The organism is Pseudobdellovibrio sp. HCB154 (assembly GCF_046267985.1).
Taxonomy (GTDB): domain Bacteria; phylum Bdellovibrionota; class Bdellovibrionia; order Bdellovibrionales; family Bdellovibrionaceae; genus Pseudobdellovibrio.
In genome coordinates this window covers 3,000,425-3,021,097 of the sequence record NZ_CP176530.1, presented here as the reverse complement: position 1 = coordinate 3,021,097, position 20,673 = coordinate 3,000,425, and the positions used below count along the sequence as shown (strand labels likewise).

Annotated in this window: 4 protein-coding genes; all 4 read left to right on the top strand. The window is 42.1% G+C overall.

Annotated features, from left to right (window positions below; genetic code table 11):
• Nucleotides 1-199 precede the first annotated feature (199 nt).
• Entirely contained in the window at nucleotides 200-1,330 is a 1,131-nt protein-coding gene (locus ACKWCF_RS14345; protein WP_409478290.1) for a hypothetical protein, read from the top strand.
• Complete coding sequence (locus ACKWCF_RS14340; RefSeq protein WP_409478289.1) at nucleotides 1,327-15,072, top strand: beta strand repeat-containing protein; 13,746 nt, start codon at nucleotides 1,327-1,329, stop codon at nucleotides 15,070-15,072. Before ACKWCF_RS14345 ends, ACKWCF_RS14340 begins: the two co-directional genes overlap by 4 nt.
• 78 nt (nucleotides 15,073-15,150) lie before the next feature.
• A complete protein-coding gene (locus ACKWCF_RS14335; protein WP_409478288.1) occupies nucleotides 15,151-16,146 on the top strand; it encodes an IPTL-CTERM sorting domain-containing protein in 996 nt (331 codons plus the stop codon).
• A 235-nt stretch (nucleotides 16,147-16,381) separates the two neighbouring features.
• Nucleotides 16,382-20,665: an RCC1 domain-containing protein gene (locus ACKWCF_RS14330; RefSeq protein WP_409478287.1), complete on the top strand. Its 4,284-nt coding sequence runs from the start codon at nucleotides 16,382-16,384 to the stop codon at nucleotides 20,663-20,665.
• Nucleotides 20,666-20,673: the final 8 nt, after the last annotated feature.

Below are 20,673 nucleotides of genomic sequence, written 5' to 3'. Positions count from 1 at the left end.
AACAGGATCTTCACCGAAACGCCTAAACCGAAAGTCCAAAACATGTCTAGTCCTGTTGTGCCTACGTCTTGAAACAAGACAAAATATCAGTAGGTGCAATTACAGACAGGTTTAGTGCTTTTAAAAAAATACTGTGAGCTAAGTTATGGTAATATTTAAGGAAGCGCGATTTGTGGCACGTAGTAGGAGATGAATACGTTTGAATAAAATGAAAAAGATTTCATTTTTATTTCACAATTCAAAACGCAACACGGTTGCGTTGTTCGTCTTACTTTTTTCTCTAGTGCAAATACTCTTTTTATCAGGTTGTAATTTCAATTTACTCGGCGGAAAAAATTCTGAAATTTCTTCGGGATATAATCCGGGTCTTCGCACTGAATCTTCTCCTCCAACAATTAGTCCAATGGCAGATCTTGAAATGGATGAGAATGATGTTGTAAGTCTTCCATTTCAAATTTCAGATCCAGACACATTTTTATTTTGCAGTGCTATCAACGTAGCAGCGCGATCATCTGACAACACAGTTGTTGCTCCGAAAAATATGTCGGTGTCAGGAACTTATCCAAACTGTTTATTAACGATTCGTTCAAGTTCGGTAACAGCTTCAAAACAAATTACCATCTCGGTTGATCTTTTTGATTATTGGTCAACAGTGAGTACAAGTTTTTTATTAACTGTTCGTCGTGTTGAAAAACCGGGTCCGTTTAGAATCACTAGCACTGAAGGTTTAAGAAAATCTATTTTAGTGAATTGGACAAAAGCTGATTACATGGACGGAAGCTCTGCCCGTTACACTTTATATTACAAAAAAATTGCTGATCAAACATTACAACCTTCTTCTTTTAACGGCATCATGCCGGTGTACCAAGCTTCACCATCAACTTCTCAAGGTACATTTATTGAAATTGCAGGCGCAAAAAGCCCGACTTGGATTACAGCTCCTGATCATATCTTAGAAGACAGTACGATTTACGAAATCTATATTACGGCAAGAAACGGTTTTAATAATAAAAACCCGACAGTGCCACTTGAAGAATCACAACACGTGTTTGTCAGAACACAAGATCGTTATCAGTTTAAAGTTCGTGAATTCGTAGCCAGCAGCCAGCAGGAATTTAAACCGCCAACAACAGTACATACCACAGCAACATGTACAGGTGGCGGTAACGTTCCGCTTTCTCCGCTATTTGAATTTTGCACGGATTCAGACAGATATTTTACGCAAGCCTCGTTTGCAAGCCCGATGGAGCGCACATCGGTGTTAACTGGGTCTTCAAGGTATAGAGTGTACTTGAATGGTCAGGGTTTAATGTATGGAGAGTCTCCATGATTAAATGTCTGAACCGCCTAGTGGCTCTTTTATTGTTGCTATCACCATTTATCGCAAATGCACAGGCGTTCGGACCACAATTAACCTATCATGGTCGTATTTTAGATACAGCTAACTCAAATGCTCCAGTCAGTGGATCTGTTCAGTTCTTAATGCAAGTTGTGCATCCTGATGTACCGACCTGCGTACTTTACCAAGAAACACAAACGCAGAACTTAACAGCAGCTGATGGTAACTTTACTTTAACAGTTAACGGCGGAAGCTCGACTTTACCTGCGGCTTTATTAAATCCATTTGCAGATATTTTCATTACTGATCCAACAAGAACTATTAATTGTATTAACGGTGGTACAGTTCCAGGGACTGCGAATTCACGCAGATTAAATGTGTATTTCGTTCCGCCAGGTGGATCAGCTTATGAACCACTTCCTTCGCAGGCGATTAACTATGTTCCGTTAGCTATCGAAGCTTTAAATGCAAGTGCAGTTGGCGGCTTTGGTGCTTCAAGCTTATTAAGAGTTGTTGAAATCAACGGTTTTGGTGTTCCGGTTCCGTATGCGGTTCCGGCGATGACTCGTCCTTTATATGAAGAGTTGGATAACGTCGTAAAAGGTCAAAGTTCTTACTACGTGACTTCACAAGGAACAGTGGCGAATTTTTCTGCTCCACTTCAAGGTGAGGTCACGGGTACTCAATCGGCTACCGTAGTCAGTAAAATCTTTGGCCAACCATTAACGACAGTCAGTTCAACATTTGTTGGCGGTGAAGTTTTATACTATACAGGAACTCACTGGATTTCTCGTCAAGGCAGTAAAGGGACTGTTCAATCGATCACTTCAGCTAATCCTTATTTAGGCGTAACGGGTGCTCCACCATCGAATAACCCGACTGTCGATGCCATGTTAACACTTAATGTGGGTACAACAGCAAATACTGTAGCAGCCGGTAATGATCCACGCATTGTTAATGCGTTTCAAACAACGTCACCATTATTAGGTGATGTGACAGGTACAGTTTCGGCCACAGTGGTTTCAACAGTGGGCGGAAAAACTTCAGCACAAATTTCACAAAGTGTATCTGATACGTTAGCCGCTACTTCGGCTAATACAGCAAGTACGATTGTTAAACGTGATGGTTCAGGTAATGTTGCGGTAAATACATTATCAGCGACTAATTCTTCAATTAGAAATTTATTACTTTATAATGCTGGTAATACGCAGGCTGTAACAGTGAATGCACCAGTGGCTTTAGCTGTTAGTTATGTATTAACTTTACCTTCAACGATGCCAGTCAGTGGATTTGTTCTAGCAACAGATGCTTCTGGAAACACAACTTGGATTTCGCCAACAACTGGTAACGTTACAAATGTTTCAGCAACAGCACCGTTAGCTTCAACGGGCGGGCAAACGCCAACAATTTCAATCACGCGCGCATCAACAACAGTTGATGGTTATTTAGCAGCTACTGATTTTGCAACTTTTAATAATAAAGTGGCTTCAGTGACAACGACTGCTCCGATTACTTTAGGTGGAACGTCGCAAACTCCAACGATTGGTTTGCAAGATAGCGGTGTATCGGCCGGCACATATACAAAATTTACGGTAGATATCAAAGGTCTTATTACAAGTGCGACCACTTTATTAGCTTCTGATATTCCGAATTTAGATACTTCAAAAATTACGACGGGAACATTTCCGATTGCACGTGGCGGTACTGGTGTAAGCTCATTAACTGGTAGCGGTTTTGTAGCCGTTGATGCCAGCGGTTCAGCGTTAACAAGCACAGTTTGTGCTTCTGGTGAAGTTCCATTCTATAACGGCACAACGTGGACATGTAAATTAGCTTCAGCAGCGAATTCAAGTGCGACGTTGGTGATGCGCGATAACAACGGTAACTTCACGGCGAACAACATTACGACAGTGCAAGATATGACTGTGCAACGTAATTTACGTGTGCAAAATGGCATGGCAAATTACATCGGTATTACAACACCGATCGCAACACCAAGTTACGATATCGTTTTACCTAATAATGCTGTGGCTCCAAGCATTGGTCAGGTTCTGGCTGTTGCAACAGGTTCAACTTCATCAGTGATTGCAACGACATGGATCACAGCTTTAACTGATGTGTTACCAAGTGGACAAATGTTTGTTGGTAATGTCTCTGGTACAGCAATACCGGTGACAATGACTGGTGATGCGACAATGTCGAATACAGGTGATTTACAGTTAATTTCAATGGGTGCAGGAGTTACTTCTGGTGCGCAGTACACCAAAGTCACTGTTGACGGTAAAGGTCGAGTTACATCTGGTGCGCAATTAAATAATGCAGATGTTGTTGCTGGTTTAGGTTATGTGCCAATGAATACGGTTTCAGCGGTAGCGCCGATCATGCTAACTGGTGGCGCTTCAAATCCAGTATTTAGTTTAGCATTCAGTGGAGTGTCTTCTGGGGCTTATGGATCTAACACATTAATTCCAAATTTCATTGTTGATGAGTGGGGAAGAATCACTTCAGCAACAATGTCGACTTATGCAGATGCGACAAATGTAACCAAAGGTATCGTGCAAGTTGGCGCTAATATTACGGTCACTGCCGGTACGATTTCAGTCACAAGTGCCAACGTTGTTGCAGCGATGGGTTCTTTAGGTGGCGATGTTTCTGGAACTTTAGATAATACAGTTGTTCAAACTGTCGGTGGAAAAACGGCTGCGCAAATTTCTCAAAGTGTGAGTGATACTCTTGCCGCAACTGATTTAAATTCAAGTGGTACGATCGTTAAACGCGACAACAACGGTAACTTTACTGCAAATAACATCACGACGGTTCAAGATATGACTGTGCAACGTAACTTACGTGTGCAAAACGGTATGGCAAATTATATCGGTATTACAACGCCGATTGCGACACCAAGTTATGACATCGTTTTACCAAACAACGCTGTCGCTCCGAATATCGGTCAGGTATTAGCGGTTGCAACGGGTTCAACTTCATCAGTGATTGCAACAAACTGGATTAATGCATTAACAGATTCATTAGCTCCAGGTTTTGTATTTGTTGGTAACGCTTCAGGCACGGCAACGGGCGTTGCTATGACTGGCGATGCGACAATGTCGAATACAGGAAACTTACAGTTAATTTCAATGGGCTCGGGTGTTACATCTGGGGCACAATATACGAAAGTGACAGTTGATGGTAAGGGCCGTGTAACTTCGGGCGCGCAATTAGCATCAGGCGATGTAACAACAGCTTTAGGTTACACACCAACAAATGTTGTTTCTTCAACAGCACCAATTACAGTTTCAGGTGGAGCTTCGAATCCAGTGATTGGTTTAGCTGATTCTGGTGTGACTTCGGGCGTATATCCGAAAGTAACTGTTGATAACTGGGGCCGTGTAACAAGTGGTTCAGTGTTAAATAATACAGATGTTGTAACTGGCTTGGGTTATGTGCCGATGAATTCGGTTTCATCAACAGCGCCGATCACGCTTACTGGTGGTGCTTCAAATCCAACAATCGGCTTGGCTAACTCGGGCGTAGCGGCTGGAACTTATCCGAAAGTGACTGTTGATATTTGGGGCCGTGTTACAAGTGGTACAGGATTAGATTTTGCTGATGTAACTTCTGGTTTAGGTTACTCACCGGTAGCTTCAGTTTCTGTAGCTACTCCACTTTTATTAACAGGCACAGCTTCAAATCCAACAGTTTTATTAGCGAATAGCGGAGTTGCTTCAGGTGCATACGGATCGAATACATTAATTCCGAATTTTATCGTTGATCAGTGGGGAAGAATCACTTCAGCGACAATGTCGGCTTACGCTGATGCAACAAATGTAACAAAAGGTATCGTGCAAGTTGGTGCTAATATTACGGTAACTGCAGGTACGATTTCGGTAACAAGTGCAAATGTGGTCGCAGCGATGGGAACATTAGGTGGAGATGTTTCAGGAACTCTTGATGCCACTGTAGTTCAAACAGTGGGCGGTAAGACTTCCGCACAAATTTCACAAAGTGTAAGTGATACGATCACAGCTACACATTTAAATTCAAGCGGTACAATTGTTAAGCGTGATGCGAATGGTGATTTCACAGCCAACAACATCACAACAGTTCAAGATATGACTGTGCAACGCAATTTGCGTGTACAGAACGGCATGACGAATTATATCGGTATCACTACTCCAATTGCGACTCCAAGTTATGATATCGTTTTACCAGATAACGCTGTTGCTCCATCAGTAGGACAAGTACTGGGAGTGGCGACAGGATCAACATCTTCAGTGATTGCCACACGCTGGATTAACGCTTTAACAGATTCATTAGCACCTAGTTATATTTTTGTAGGTAACGCTTCAGGCACTGCAACAGGTGTTGCAATGACTGGTGATGCGGCGATTTCAAATACGGGCGTATTAACATTAGCATCAGTGGGTGCAGGAGTTACATCAGGCACGCAATACACAAAAGTAACGGTTGATGGTAAAGGTCGCGTAATTTCTGGTGCGCAGTTAGCATCAAGCGATGTAACAACAGCTTTAGGGTATACTCCAGCTGATGACGCAGTTTCTGGAACATATTTACGTAAAGCGAATAACTTAAGTGATTTAACTTCATCAGCAACGGCTCGCACGAATTTAGGTTTAGGAACATTCGCTACAGCAGATACAGTTGATTTAGGTTCAGCAAGTGCTACTGGTATTATCGCTGATGCAAGATTGCAAGATTTTGCAAATGTAACTTCAGGTACTCAGTACACGAAAGTGACTGTTGATGGAAAAGGACGCGTAACTTCAGGTACGCAGTTATCTTCTTCTGATGTAACAGCCGCTTTAGGATATACGCCGACTAATCTTGTTTCTGCAGCTTCTCCGTTATCAATTACTGGCAGTGCTTCAAACCCTGTAATTAGCTTAGATGTTTCTGGTGTTACTTCTGGAACATATCCAAAAGTATCGGTTGATCAATGGGGCCGTGTAACAAATGGTATGGGCTTAAACTTTACAGATGTAACGTCTGGTTTAGGTTATACGCCGGTGGCTTCTATTTCTGTAGCTTCTCCACTTGTATTAACTGGTGGTGCTTCAAATCCAACGATTTCATTCGCAAATAGTGGTGTTACATCGGGTTCGTATGGTTCAAATACATTAATTCCAAATTTCACTGTTGATGCATTTGGTAGAATTACTTCAGCAACAGCTGTGGCTTACGCTGATGCGACGGCTGGTTCAAAAGGTATCGTGCAAGTTGGCTCGAACATTACTGTAACTGCAGGAACAATCTCAGTTACAAGTGCTAACGTAATCGCTGCGATGGGTTCATTAGGTGGCGATGTTTCGGGAACTCTTGATGCGACTGTAGTTCAAACAGTTGGTGGCAAAACGGCTGCGCAGATTTCACAGTCGGTATCGGATACAATTACAGCAACTCACTTAAATTCAAGTGGCACAATTGTAAGACGTGATGCGAACGGTGATTTCACAGCACGAAATATTACGACTGTGCAAAATATGACGGTTCAGGCTAATTTACGTGTGCAAAATGGAATGAGTAATTACATCGGTATTACGGCTCCAATTGCTTCTCCAGATTACGATATCGTTTTACCGAATAACTCTGTAGCTCCATCAGTTGGTCAAGTATTGGCGGTGGCTTCTGGTTCAACAGGTTCAGTCATCGCAACACGCTGGGTAAATGCTTTAACTGACTTGTTAGCTCCAGGATATTTATATGTAGGTAATGCATCAGGCACTGCAACAGGTGTTGCGATGACTGGTGATGCGACGATCTCGAACACTGGAAACTTTCAATTAATTTCAGTGGGTGCAGGCGTAATTTCAGGCACACAATACACGAAAGTAACAGTAGATGGTAAAGGTCGTGTAACATCAGGAGCCCAATTAAATTCTGCAGACGTTACAACAGCTTTAGGTTTTACTCCGGCTGATGATGCGGTATCAGGAACATACGTACGAAGAGCAAATAACCTAAGTGATTTAACTTCTTCAGCAACAGCGCGTACGAATTTAGGTTTAGGAACATTCGCAACGGCGAATTCATTAGATTTAGGTTCAGCAAGTGCCACAGGCATTATCTCTGATGCGCGTTTACAAGATTTTGCAAACGTAACTTCAGGTACACAATATACGAAAGTGACTGTTGATGGAAAAGGCCGCGTAACTTCAGGTGCACAGTTGTCTTCATCTGATGTGACGACAGCTTTAGGCTACACACCGACGAATTTAGTTTCTGCAGCTTCGCCGTTATCGATTTCTGGTGGAGCCTCAAATCCAGTGATCAGCTTAGATACAACAGGTGTAACTGTTGGAACTTATCCGAAAGTCACTGTTGATATGTGGGGCCGCGTGACAAGCGGTGCTGCACTAAACTTTGCAGATGTAACTACTGGTTTAGGCTATACACCGGTGGCTTCTGTGTCTGTAGCTTCTCCGTTAGTGTTAACGGGTGGCGCTTCAAATCCAACGATTTCATTTGCAAATTCTGGCGTAACTTCGGGTTCGTACGGTTCAAATACATTAATTCCAAACTTCACAGTAGATGCATTCGGTAGAATTACATCGGCTACAGCAGTGGCTTACGCCGATGCCACAGCAGGCTCAAAAGGTATCGTACAAATTGGTTCAAATATTACAGTAACTGCCGGAACAATCTCGGTCACAAGTGCTAACGTGATCGCAGCGATGGGAACATTAGGCGGCGATGTTTCAGGTACATTAGATAATACTGTTGTTCAGACTGTGGGTGGCAGAACAGCTGCTAATATTGCAACGACGGTTGATGCGGTAGCGTCTGCAACATCTAACAACTCTAGCGGAACAATTGTAAGACGTGATGCCAACGGTGATTTCACAGCAAGAAACATTACGACCGTTCAAAATATGACGGTTCAGGCTAACTTACGTGTACAAAACGGTTCGTCAAATTACATCGGTATCACAACGCCAATTGCGACACCAAGTTATGACATCGTTTTACCAAATAATGCTGTAACTCCAAATGTGGGCCAGGTGTTAGCGGTGGCTTCTGGCTCTACTTCAACAATTATTGCAACAACATGGGTAAATTCATTAACAGATTATTTAGCTAACGGCCAAATCTACATGGGTAGTGCATCAAACACAGCAACTGGCGTGACAGTAGCAGGTGATGCAACAATTGCAAATACGGGTGTATTAACATTAACATCAATTGGTACCGGTGTTACTTCAGGTGCTCAGTACACGAAAGTCACTGTTGATGGCAAAGGCCGCGTAACTTCAGGTGCGCAGTTAAATTCTTCAGATGTAACAACGGCATTAGGTTTTACTCCGGCTGATGATGCAGCCTCTGGAACTTACGTAAGAAGAGCGAATAATTTAAGTGATTTAGCTTCATCAGCTACCGCTCGTACTAATTTAGGTTTAGGAACTTTCGCAACAGCCAACTCATTAGATTTAGGTTCAGCAAGTGCCACAGGTATTATTGCTGATGCTCGTTTACTTGATTTTGCAAATGTAACTTCAGGTACTCAGTACACGAAAGTCACAGTTGATGGTAAAGGCCGTGTAACATCAGGCACACAATTATCATCTTTAGATGTAACGACGGCATTAGGTTTTACTCCAGCCGATGATGCAGCTTCTGGAACTTATGTAAGAAGAGCGAATAACTTAAGTGATCTAGCTTCAGTTTCAACAGCGCGCACTAATTTAGGTTTAGGAACTTTCGCAACGGCGAACTCATTAGATTTAGGTTCAGCAAGTGCTACAGGCATTATTGCTGACGCGAGGTTATTAGATTTCTCGAATGTCACTTCAGGTACACAATACACGAAATTAACTATAGATGGTAAAGGCCGTGTAACAAGCGGAGCACAACTTTCAAATGGCGATATTAACACGGCATTAGGTTATGTTCCGATGGCTTCGGTTTCTACAACTTCACCAATTACTTTAACTGGTGGCGCTTCAAATCCAACTATTGGCTTGGCATTCAGTGGAGTAACATCTGGTACATATCCAAAAGTAAGTGTTGATGACTGGGGCCGCGTAACAAGTGGCACAGGGTTAAATTTCGCAGATGTAACTTCAGGTTTAGGTTATACACCGACAAATGTAGTTTCGGCTGTGGCTCCACTAGCAATTTCAGGTGGCGCTTCAAATCCAGTATTAAGTTTAACTGCTTCGGGTGTTACATCTGGCACATATCCAAAAGTAACAGTTGATGACTGGGGTCGCGTAACAAGTGGTACAGGATTAAATTTTGCCGATGTAACTTCAGGTTTGGGTTATACGCCGGTAGCTGTAGTTTCTGCAGCAGCTCCAATTGTATTAACAGGTTCATCTTCAGCTCCGACAATTACTTTAGCAAATTCTGGTGTAACAGCTGGTTCATACGGATCAAACACTTTAATTCCAAACTTTATCGTAGATGCTTGGGGTCGAATCACTTCTGCAACAGCTACGGCATATGCTGATGCAACAGCTGGTTCAAAAGGTATTGTGCAAGTTGGTTCAAACATTACAGTAACTGCCGGAACAATTTCAGTCACAAGTGCCAATGTGATTGCGGCGATGGGTGCATTAGGTGGCGATGTTTCGGGCACGTTAGATGCAACTGTTGTTCAAACAGTGGGTGGCAGAACAGCTGCTAATATTGCGACAACTGTTGATGCCGTGGCTTCGGCAACATCAAACAACTCAAGCGGAACAATTGTAAGACGTGATGCAAATGGTGATTTTACGGCAAGAAACATTACGACAGTTCAAAACATGACAGTTCAAGCGAACTTACGTGTACAAAACGGTATGACAAATTACATCGGTATCACAACGCCGATCGCAACTCCAAATTACGATATCGTATTACCAAATAACACTGTGGCTCCGAATGTGGGCCAAGTGTTAGCGGTCGCTTCTGGCTCTACTTCAACAATTATCGCGACAACATGGGTAAATGCCTTAACTGATTATTTAGCTAACGGCCAAATTTACATCGGTAATGGTTCGAATCAAGCGACTGGTGTAACGGTAGCTGGTGATGCGACGATTGCAAATACGGGCGTATTAACATTAGCTTCAGTCGGTGCAGGAGTTACTTCGGGTATTCAGTACACGAAAGTAACAGTTGATGGTAAAGGCCGCGTTACATCGGGCGCACAATTAGCTTCATCAGATGTAACAACAGCTTTAGGTTTCACACCAGGCGGTGTTGTTTCAACAACAGCACCAATCACTTTAGGTGGAACAGCTTCCGCTCCGGTGATTGGTTTAGCAAACTCTGGTGTAACAGCTGGTACATATACAAAAGTAACAGTCGATGCTTTTGGTCGCGTAACAAGCAGTACATTATTAACAGCAGCTGATGTAACTACAGCGTTAACTTATACTCCGGTAAATAAAGCTGGCGATACAATGACGGGTGCTTTAACAGTTCCATCGTTAGTAGCTTCAACAACAGTTGGTATTGGCACTGCGGCTGTGACTGCTGGGGCTGTACTTGAAATGTCTTCAACATCGGCGGGTCTTTTAATTCCGCGTATGACAACAGCGCAACGTAATGCGATTACTACAGCGGCTGCGCAAAACGGTTTACAAATTTACAATACGGATTTAGGGGCGCTTGAATACTACGATTCTGGCGCGACAGCTTGGAAAACAGTTGTAACTAATTTCAGCGCCATCACATCATTAAACGGTTCAACAGCTCCTGTTCAAACTTTTGCGACAGGTTCTGCGGGCACATCATTTAATGTGGTTACAGCAGCAGGGGTTCACACATTTAATCTTCCGAATGCTGGTACTGCAGGCGTAACTCAAGGTGCTCTGACAAATGCACAATTCCAAACATTCACAGATAAAGTAACTTCGGTCTCAGGTGCTGCAGGTCAAATCGTTATCACAGGTGGTGTATCTTCTCCTGTAGTTGGTTTAGCAAACTCTGGTATCACAGCTGGAACATACGGTTCATCTTCAACAATTTCAGTAGTAACTTACGATGCTTTCGGCCGCGCAACAGGTGTGGCATCTTCATCGTTACGTTTAGCTTCAACAACTGAAACGGGTGTGGTGCAAGTTGGAAGTAACATTTCAGTTGCTGCAGGCGTGATTTCATTATCAAGCTCTGATGTGATTAATGCGTTAGGTTCTTCATTATCAGGTGATGTGACCGGTTCATTATCTGCCACAGTTGTAGCAACAGTTGGTGGAAGAACGGCAGCACAAGTAACAACGACAGTGGATGCTGTGGCGTCGGCGACTGATCAAAATTCAAGTGGAACAATCGTACGTCGTGATGCAAACGGTAACTTCATTGCAAACAACATCACAACTGTACAGGACATGACTGTTCAACGTAATTTACGTATTCAAAATGGTTTAACAAATTCAATCGGTATCTTTACTCCAATTGGAACACCAAACTACGATATTATCTTACCTGATAATTCTGTTGTTCCTCCGGCTGGATACGGTTTAGGAATCGCTTCAGCGACAGCTGGCCAAGTCAGAACAACTTGGGTACCGATGTTAAGTGCAAGCATGACGGCTGGTTCATTCTATGTGGGTAATGCTTCAGGTGTTGCTACGGCAGTTCAGATGAGTGGTGACGCAACGATGTCGAGCACAGGTGCTGTGACGTTAGTTTCTGTTGGTGCCGGTGTGACATCAGGAGCTCAATACACGAAAGTGACAGTTGATGGAAAAGGCCGTGTAACTTCAGGGGCGCAACTATCTTCTTCTGATGTAACAACAGCTTTAGGCTATACACCAGGTGGAGTTGTTTCAACAACAGCACCTATCACTTTAGGCGGAACACCATCTGCTCCGATGATTGGTTTCGCAAATTCTGGTGTAACAGCCGGAACTTATGGAGCATCGCACACAATTCCAATTGTTACAGTAGATGCTTTCGGGCGTTTAACTTCGGTAGCTTCACAAACTTTTCCAATTGCTGATACAACAAACACAGGTGTTGTTTCTATTGGAAGTAATATTACCGTAAATGGTGCTGGTCAAATTTCATTAACGGCTGCAAATGTCACTGCAGCGTTAACTTATACTCCGGTGAATAAGGCTGGCGATACGATGACGGGTGGATTAACAACGCCTTCATTAGTTGTTTCAAATACAATCGGTCTTGGTACGGCTACAAATAATACGTATGCGGTTTTAGATATCGTTTCAACAACAAAAGGTATCTTAATTCCACGTATGACGACACTTCAGCGTAATGCTATTACAGCAGGTGGCACTGAAGATGGCTTACAAATCTATAACACGGACACTAAAGCTTTAGAGTATTACGATGGCACTGCTGCAGCTTGGAAGACAGTAGTTACTAACTTTAGTGCAATCACATCGTTAAATGGATCAACAGCTCCAGTTCAAACATTTGCAACAGGCACGGCTGGTACTTCATTCAATGTAGTAACAGCTGCTGGAGTTCACACATTTAATATTCCAATGGCTGCAACAACGGGTGTTACTCAAGGTGCTATTACAAATGCGCAATACACAATGTTTAACGATAAAGTAACTTCTGTAACAGCGGTAGCAGGTCAATTAGTAGTAACGGGTACCACATCTTCTCCGACAATTGGTTTAGCAAACTCTGGTGTAACAGCTGGAACATACGGTTCATCATTCACAATTCCGGTAGTAACTGTAGACGCTTATGGCCGTTTAACAACAGTAGCGTCACAAACTTTACGTGTAGCTGATGCTACAAACACTGGTGTTGTTTCGATCGGAAGTAACATTACTGTAAATGGCGCAGGTCAAATTTCATTAACAGGCGCTAATGTGACTGCGGCATTAACTTATACTCCGGTGAATAAAGCTGGTGATACGATGACAGGAGCTTTAACAGTTCCATCGTTAGTAGCTTCAACAACAATTGGTGTTGGCACAGCTACAGTTACAGCAGGCGCGGCATTTGAAGTCGCTTCAACAACTGCGGGTATTTTAATTCCTCGTATGACGACATTACAACGTAATGCAATCGGTACAGGAGCAGCCCAAAACGGTCTGCAAATTTACAATACTGATTCAGGTGCGTTTGAGTACTATGATTCAGGTGCCACAAGCTGGAAACAAATTGTAACGAACTTTAGTGCGCTAACTTCATTAAACGGCTCAACATCGGCTACACAAACTTTTGCAATCGGCTCAACAGGTACAGCCTTAAATGTTGCAACGACAAATGGTGTGCATACATTTAACCTTCCAAATGCAGGAACTGCGGGAGTTACTCAAGGTGCTCTGACAAATACACAGTTCCAAACGTTCACAGATAAAGTAACTTCGGTATCAGGTGTTGCAGGTCAAATCGTAATTACTGGTGGCGTATCATCTCCTGTGGTTGGGCTAGCGAACTCTGGTGTAACAGCTGGTGCTTATACAAAAGTAACAGTCGATGCCTTAGGTCGTATCACAAGTGGAGTTAGTCTTGTGTCGGGTGACATTCCGAATTTAGCTGGGGATGTGACTGGTAATATCGCTGCTAATACGGTAGCGGCAGTAGGCGGAAAAACTTCAGCGCAAGTTTCACAAAGTGTCAGCGATACTTTAAATGCAAATTCAGCAAATCTTGCAAACACAATTGTTAAACGTGATGGTTCAGGTGGATTTATTGCTGGCGTTATCAGCCAACTTCAGGCTGTTCTAAGAGGTGGAACTTCTGGTGAAATTACATTAGAGACACCGGCCATTGTAACGAATTACACATTAAGATTGCCAGCGGCTCAAGGTGGCGCAAATCAAATTTTAGCTAACGATGGTTCAGGAAATTTATCTTGGGCTAATAGATTATCAGACTCTTTAACGAACGGATCATTCTGGGTAGGTAATGGCTCTGGTGTTGCTTCGGCAGTAGCTATGAGTGGTGATGCGACATTGTCTAACACAGGTGCGTTGACATTATCATCAGTGATTGCAGCAAGTACTGTTGGTTCATCGAGTGCAATTCCAGTTATAACTTACGATGCTAAAGGAAGAATTACTGGTGTAAGTACGCAAGCCTACCAAGACGCAACAGCGACCACAAAAGGTATTATAAGTGTACCTGCTGCGGGTAATTTAACTGTGACTGCGGGTGCAATCTCGTTAACAAGCACTGGTGTAGCAAGTGCTTTAGGTACGCAAGCGGCAAAAACTTTCTACGCAGGTCCAACGAGTGGAGCTGCAGCTACACCGTCATTTAGAAGTATTGCTTCAACTGATATAAATACATTTGCTTTTGTTAATGGTGGTAACTCGTTTACAACAACGGCAACACTTGGAACATTAGATAATAATTCTTTAGCGTTACAAGCTAGCGGTACTGTGCAATTAACGATTGCAGCATCAGGTTCAATTGGTATTGGTATTACGCCAACCACTGAAAAGCTTGAAGTATCAGGAACTGTAAAAGCCAATGGTCAAATTTGGTCGCAACGTTTAACAAGCGCTGGTGGTGCAGGTACAGTTTCTTGGGATGCCAACTTGGGTAATATGTATTACTACGACCAAACTAGTGGTGGTGGTGCTGCCATAACTGTGAATATTACCAACGTTAAACCCGGCGGTAACTATGTATTCTCAATTAAAAATGGTCCAACTTCAAATGCGACAGGCACGGTAACAATTAACTGTAATGGTTCAGCAACACTTTCAGTGCCTGCAGCCAATGCGCGTACAGGTGCTAGATCTGTTTATACAATTGTTTATGATGGCGCATCTTGTATGACTACTTGGGTAAATTTTTAAATTAATTTTATGGTTCGAAATTTTTTGTTAATTTTCATTTTTTCTTTTCTCGCGAAATTTGCATGTGCGCAGAGTGGGTTGCAATTTCCACCATGCACAACACAAGCCGTTTCGTATTCAGTAACAGCCGTAGGCACCTTTTCAGCATCGTCAACACCAAGTATTACTATCAACCCAGGATGCACTAAAGCCTTAGTGCGTATGTGGGGCGCAGGAGGCGGTGGCGGTGGCGGCGGAGCTGGTGGCGGTGGTGGTTTTATTGAATTCGTTGTAGATGTAGCGAACGCTCATTCACTGTCGTTTGCTATTGGCGGTCTTGGAAATGGGGTAGCTGGTAGTGGTGGTGGCGGTGGTGGCGGGCCAACTATAGCTTATTATAATAATTATTCTTCAACGACGCCTATTGCATTTGCAGGAGGCGGTGGTGGCGGTGGCGGTACTGGTGGTGGAGCCGGTGGTTGCGGTGGAAGTTATGGTATTTCTAATGGCAGTGGTTTGGCGGGAGCTGCCGGTGTTGCTGGTACTTCTGGTGGTGGCAGTATTGGTTTACCTACAGGTTCGGGCGGTGCCGCAGGAACCAATTCAAGTTCAGATACAAACCCAGTTGCTGGAGCCATTTACTCAAATAATCGAAGTGGTGGTACTGGTGGCGGACAATCTGGTGGTATTGCAACTAATGGCGGTACTGGTGGTACACTCGGAGGAGTTTTAGGCGTCGGCAGCGGCGGTAACGGTGGAAGAGGAACCTTTATTCTATTTGATGCTACCTACAATGCCGGTGGCGGTGGCGGTGGTGGCTTTTATGGCGGCGGCGGCGGCGGAGCTGCAAGAGGTGGTAATCCCGGCGGCGGCGGTGGCGGCTCAACCGTTGTCTACGGTGAAGTAACTGCACCTCCGGCAGTTTTAACTGGATCAATTGTAACTGGTGCAAACGTCAGTGTTGCTTGTTCAGGAACGACGCCTGGATACTCGAGTACACTAGGAGGTGTTCCGGCCGGTGGAATTGGTGCTGGTGGAACTGCGGGTAACAACGGCGGCAATGGAGCTTTAACAGTATATATTTACCGCCCGTAATTTACATTAAGTAAACTACATCAAAATACTCGCATACCAGTTTTCAAAAATTCTATCGAACTGAATTTGTTGTACATAATAAAAATTTCTTTAGTTTCATCCTGAGAAAAATTCTCAAAAGCCATCGTATCATATTTAAACTGAAAAATATTTATCACCGTTTCTCAAAAACGGTCTAAAGAAAATAATGTTTATTCCCGTTAAATCTAGGGTTATTCAAACTACCGGGGGATAAATGAAGACTATTTTTCTTGTACTTGCATGTTCTCTTTATTCAATCTTAGCTTTTGCTGCTGATCCATATATTGAACTCTCAGATCCTTCTAATTTAATGGAGTTGCATGTTAATTCTTCGCAATATAATCCACTCGGCGGAACAGTTATAAAAAGAGAAACCTCATTCGGAGATGGGACTGTAGTTCTAGATAAGGCCGACATTTATCATCGGTACGTTTCTGCGGGAGCATATAATATTGTTATTAAAGTTTGGACTACATCTACAACTGTTCAGACTTTTTCAAAAACAATCGAAGTAAATCCACAATATCAAATTTTTCCTATCGCAAATTCTGTTGTGTTTTCTGATAACGGTACTAGCGGTAAAAAATATTCATTTCAACTTTCTTATGCGCAAGCTCAGCGCTTGTACAAAATTAAATTAACCAGAATGCCTAATGTAGGAACGCCAAAAAAATGTGATTTTCCTTGGGTAGCTAAAATAAATTCAATGGAAGTCTTTCAAGACGGTGAAATTGATTGCAATACAGCATCAATTGAAAAAATAATTCGATTAAAAACATCAAATGAAATTGTTTATCACGAATTACTTGTACATCAAAATAAGAAGATTTTTTCTACAGAAATATCAGCGGTGGAGTTGGTAAAAGATTATACTTCTCCAACTATTACTTCAAGCCTTGTCTCTGGGGTATTGACGAAAGCTGATCGTGTTCATATTTCTGTCGATGACGAATCAAATGTAACATCGTACGTTTGGGATCAAAATCAAAATTTAATTTTTTCGACAAATGAAAAAAATTTTAATATTGATTTAGCTGAAGGATTAAATAACTTTGTTGTTCAATCTAAAGATCAATACGACAATACATCACCTTACTTTTATTTAACGAATATTACCCGTGATTCAACGCCAGCATCACTTAATACAGTTTTAAATTCTGAATACATTTATTCTACGTACCCACAAGATTTTATGTTAACGATTTATTCAGATGAAGATTTACAATCTTTAACTGTGAATGGTGCACTGGTGTTTCTAACTGCACCAAAAACTTATACTTATGTGCTTAATGTAGCTCATCCAGGACAAGTTGATATTAACTTACATGCTTTTGATCTGGTGGGTAATGAAACGACTAAAATTTATAGTCCACTTTTCAGTATAGATAATATCGCTCCAACCATCTCTACAAACTTAGCAAGTAATATAATTACATCGCAAAACTCGGTACACATCGCAATTGTAGATAATGCAGCTACAACTACCGAGGTATATAAAAATGGCGTTTTAATCAAATCAACTGAGTTGAAGGAATTTGATATCGTTTTTGAGCAACAGGGATTTAGCTCCTATGTTATTAAATCGCGTGATAGTTATAATAACGAAAGTGAAGATATTCACTTCGATGTCACTTTTGATTCTATGCCGCCACAGACTATTTCACTATCTCCTGAACAGGGAATAAATTTTCCGACAAATCAGTTGCCTTTCAATATTCCAGTAGTTGTTGAATTTAACGAAGAAGTCACTGTTGTTACAGTTAACTCGACAAGTGCAACTATGACTACTTCGACTCAAGCTACAGCACAAATTCAAGTAAACGAAGCGGGGCCAGTAGTTGTGCATATTGATGCTACCGATGCAGCTGGTAATTTAGTTTCTATTGAAAGAACCGTTAACGTTGAATTTTCTAATGAACCTCCTGTGTTGACACTCGATGCATCAGTTAGAAATATGCTAACGAATGATATAGAAGTTAGAATCTTTGGTACATCGAATGTTAAATTAGCTACGGCGACATTGAACGGAGTTAGTATTTCAATTAGTGAAGATGGACTTTCTTTTAGTGGAATATTTTCTGCACCTGCGGATGGTCGCTATCGTATCGATATAATTGGAACGGATATTTACGGAAACACAGGGCTAATCAGTGGGAATGTACGTGTGCTTGTTGATTTGCCGGAAGTTTTTGAAAACTATCCTGCATTAACGGCTATTCAAATACCAACGGGACACAGAATTAATTATGGCCCTGGTTTTTCCGGCTCTGGTTTAGGTGATAACTGTGAAGCTCTAAAAAATATTTTCACTCAAAAAGAAGAATTTGCTGCGAATTTGCAACAGATTCAAAAAAGAGAAGATGAATTTCTTGATCAGTTTCCTGATGGTTATCAGCCTGACATTCCGACTACAGATTCTCTAATGGAATTTATTGGAACAATTGATGAGCCTCTAAATTATGTAAAGGCTGGTTACTTGGCAGTTTGCGAAGGCAAAATAATTATGCCTGACACAGACTGTACGAAAAATAGAGAAGTTTTTAAGTTGTTAACAGGGCAATATCCTGAACCGGTGATTATTAGAAGTATTCCTTTTATAGCTCCGTTTATTCAAGATTTCCTTATTTCTAGATATAATATTTGTACGGGCTTAGACACTTCAGGTCTGACTTGTGAAGACATGAAACGAATTCTTCCGTTAGTTGCAAATTTAACTTTTCCTTCTGTAGGTCAGATGATGAGTTCGCCAGTTGGTAAGTTTGTTATGGATGAGTTAATGTGTAAGGAACTTTGTGAACTTCCTCAGTTCAAAGAAACACCTGCATGTAAAGAGTTACCTATTCCTGAAATTCCTCAGCTAGATATACCAACAATGATTTCGTTCACTCCACCTAACTTAAATTTTCCAGATATGAGCTTTGGTGATGGTGATTGGGGTGGTGGAGGCCATGGTGGACATGGAGGAGGTGGTCACGGTGGAGGAGGAGGCGGCGGAAGCTGCGGTGGTTGGTTCTCCGATTGTGACGATGACGGCGATGGCATTTTCTTATGTAGTGCATTTCCAGAAATTTTCTTTTGCTCAAGTGGAATTCCAGAACTGTCAGGAGTTGCTACTGTGGATCCTAATGTGCAATGCCCTGTTGAAAACTGGACTTTATCGGACGTTCTGAATGCAGCATCACCGTTGAATCACTTTATTTCGCTAATGTCGAAATGTAATAAGACATCGGTTCCAGGAGTTCCTAAGCTGGCAAGACCGGTGATTACTGTAGCTTCGCCAATTTCGGATCAAATAGTCTCCGATACAGTTCGAGTAAAAGGTGCTGTAGACGATGCTAATGCTTTTGTAAGAATTAATGGTGTAGATATTAAAACAATTCCCGGATTACTCGGAGGAGCTTATTTTGATACGACAATTTCAACGCCTACAAGCATGACAGTTGTTGTAGAAGCGGTAAATGATTGGGGTATTCTCGCTAGTCCGGTTTCTATCACTATGTTACCAGAAAATAGCACTCCTCAATATAAATTTATTGAGATGAGCCTTACGCATATTTGCGGAATTACATTACAAGGATCCCTTAAATGTTGGAATACTAATCTGCAATATAACCCAAGTTATTTAGGTGACGGTAATGTAGCAAGAAGCAGCACTCCTGTTCAAGTTTTTGGAATGGAGTCTGGAGTTACTTCGGTTGTTGCCGGTGTGGGTTATGCCTGTGCAATCAAAAATACTGCTCTCTATTGCTGGGGTTTAAATAATGCCGGATCTCTTGGAATAGGTTCATTTACCAATCAAACTGTTCCTGTTCTTGTGCCGGGTTTTGAGTCAGGAGTTAAGATTGTTAGTGCTAAAGGTCGTCATACTTGTGCGTTGAAGTTTGACGGATCTCTGTATTGTTGGGGGGAAAGCTTAAATGGACAATTAGGAATTGGACCTGTTAATGGCAATTTTGATTATCGCCCAACGCCGCAACTTCTTTATGGAGTTAATTCGGGAATTGACTTTATGCAGGTCGGAGCAGCTACTACTTGTATTAAAAGGCAGAATGAAACTTATTGTTGGGGATATAATTATAACCGCAATATCGGCGTAGACTCTTTTGATCAAAAAATTATGGTTCCAACTAGAGTCAATGTAGTAGGAACAGGTGCAATGTATTCATATCCAAATAACTTTAATACTTGCGGACTTCAAGGTGGCGCAGTGTATTGTTGGGGAACAAATTCGGATGGTGGGATTGGAAACGGGTCTACGGATTATTTTACTTTTTATAACCCTGCCGTTATAGTTCCTGGGTTTGGATCTGGCGTCACATCGGTACGCAGTGGTCTTACTGGTCATTGTGCGCTTAAGAATGGAAGAGTGTATTGTTGGGGTGAAGTTTTCGGTGTAACACCAGCTGACATTGGAATTCCAAATGTTACTGAATTTGCCATGGGTTATAGATCCGTGTGTGCAGTTTCAAATAAAGAGATTATTTGTATTAACCGTTAATATTTGAA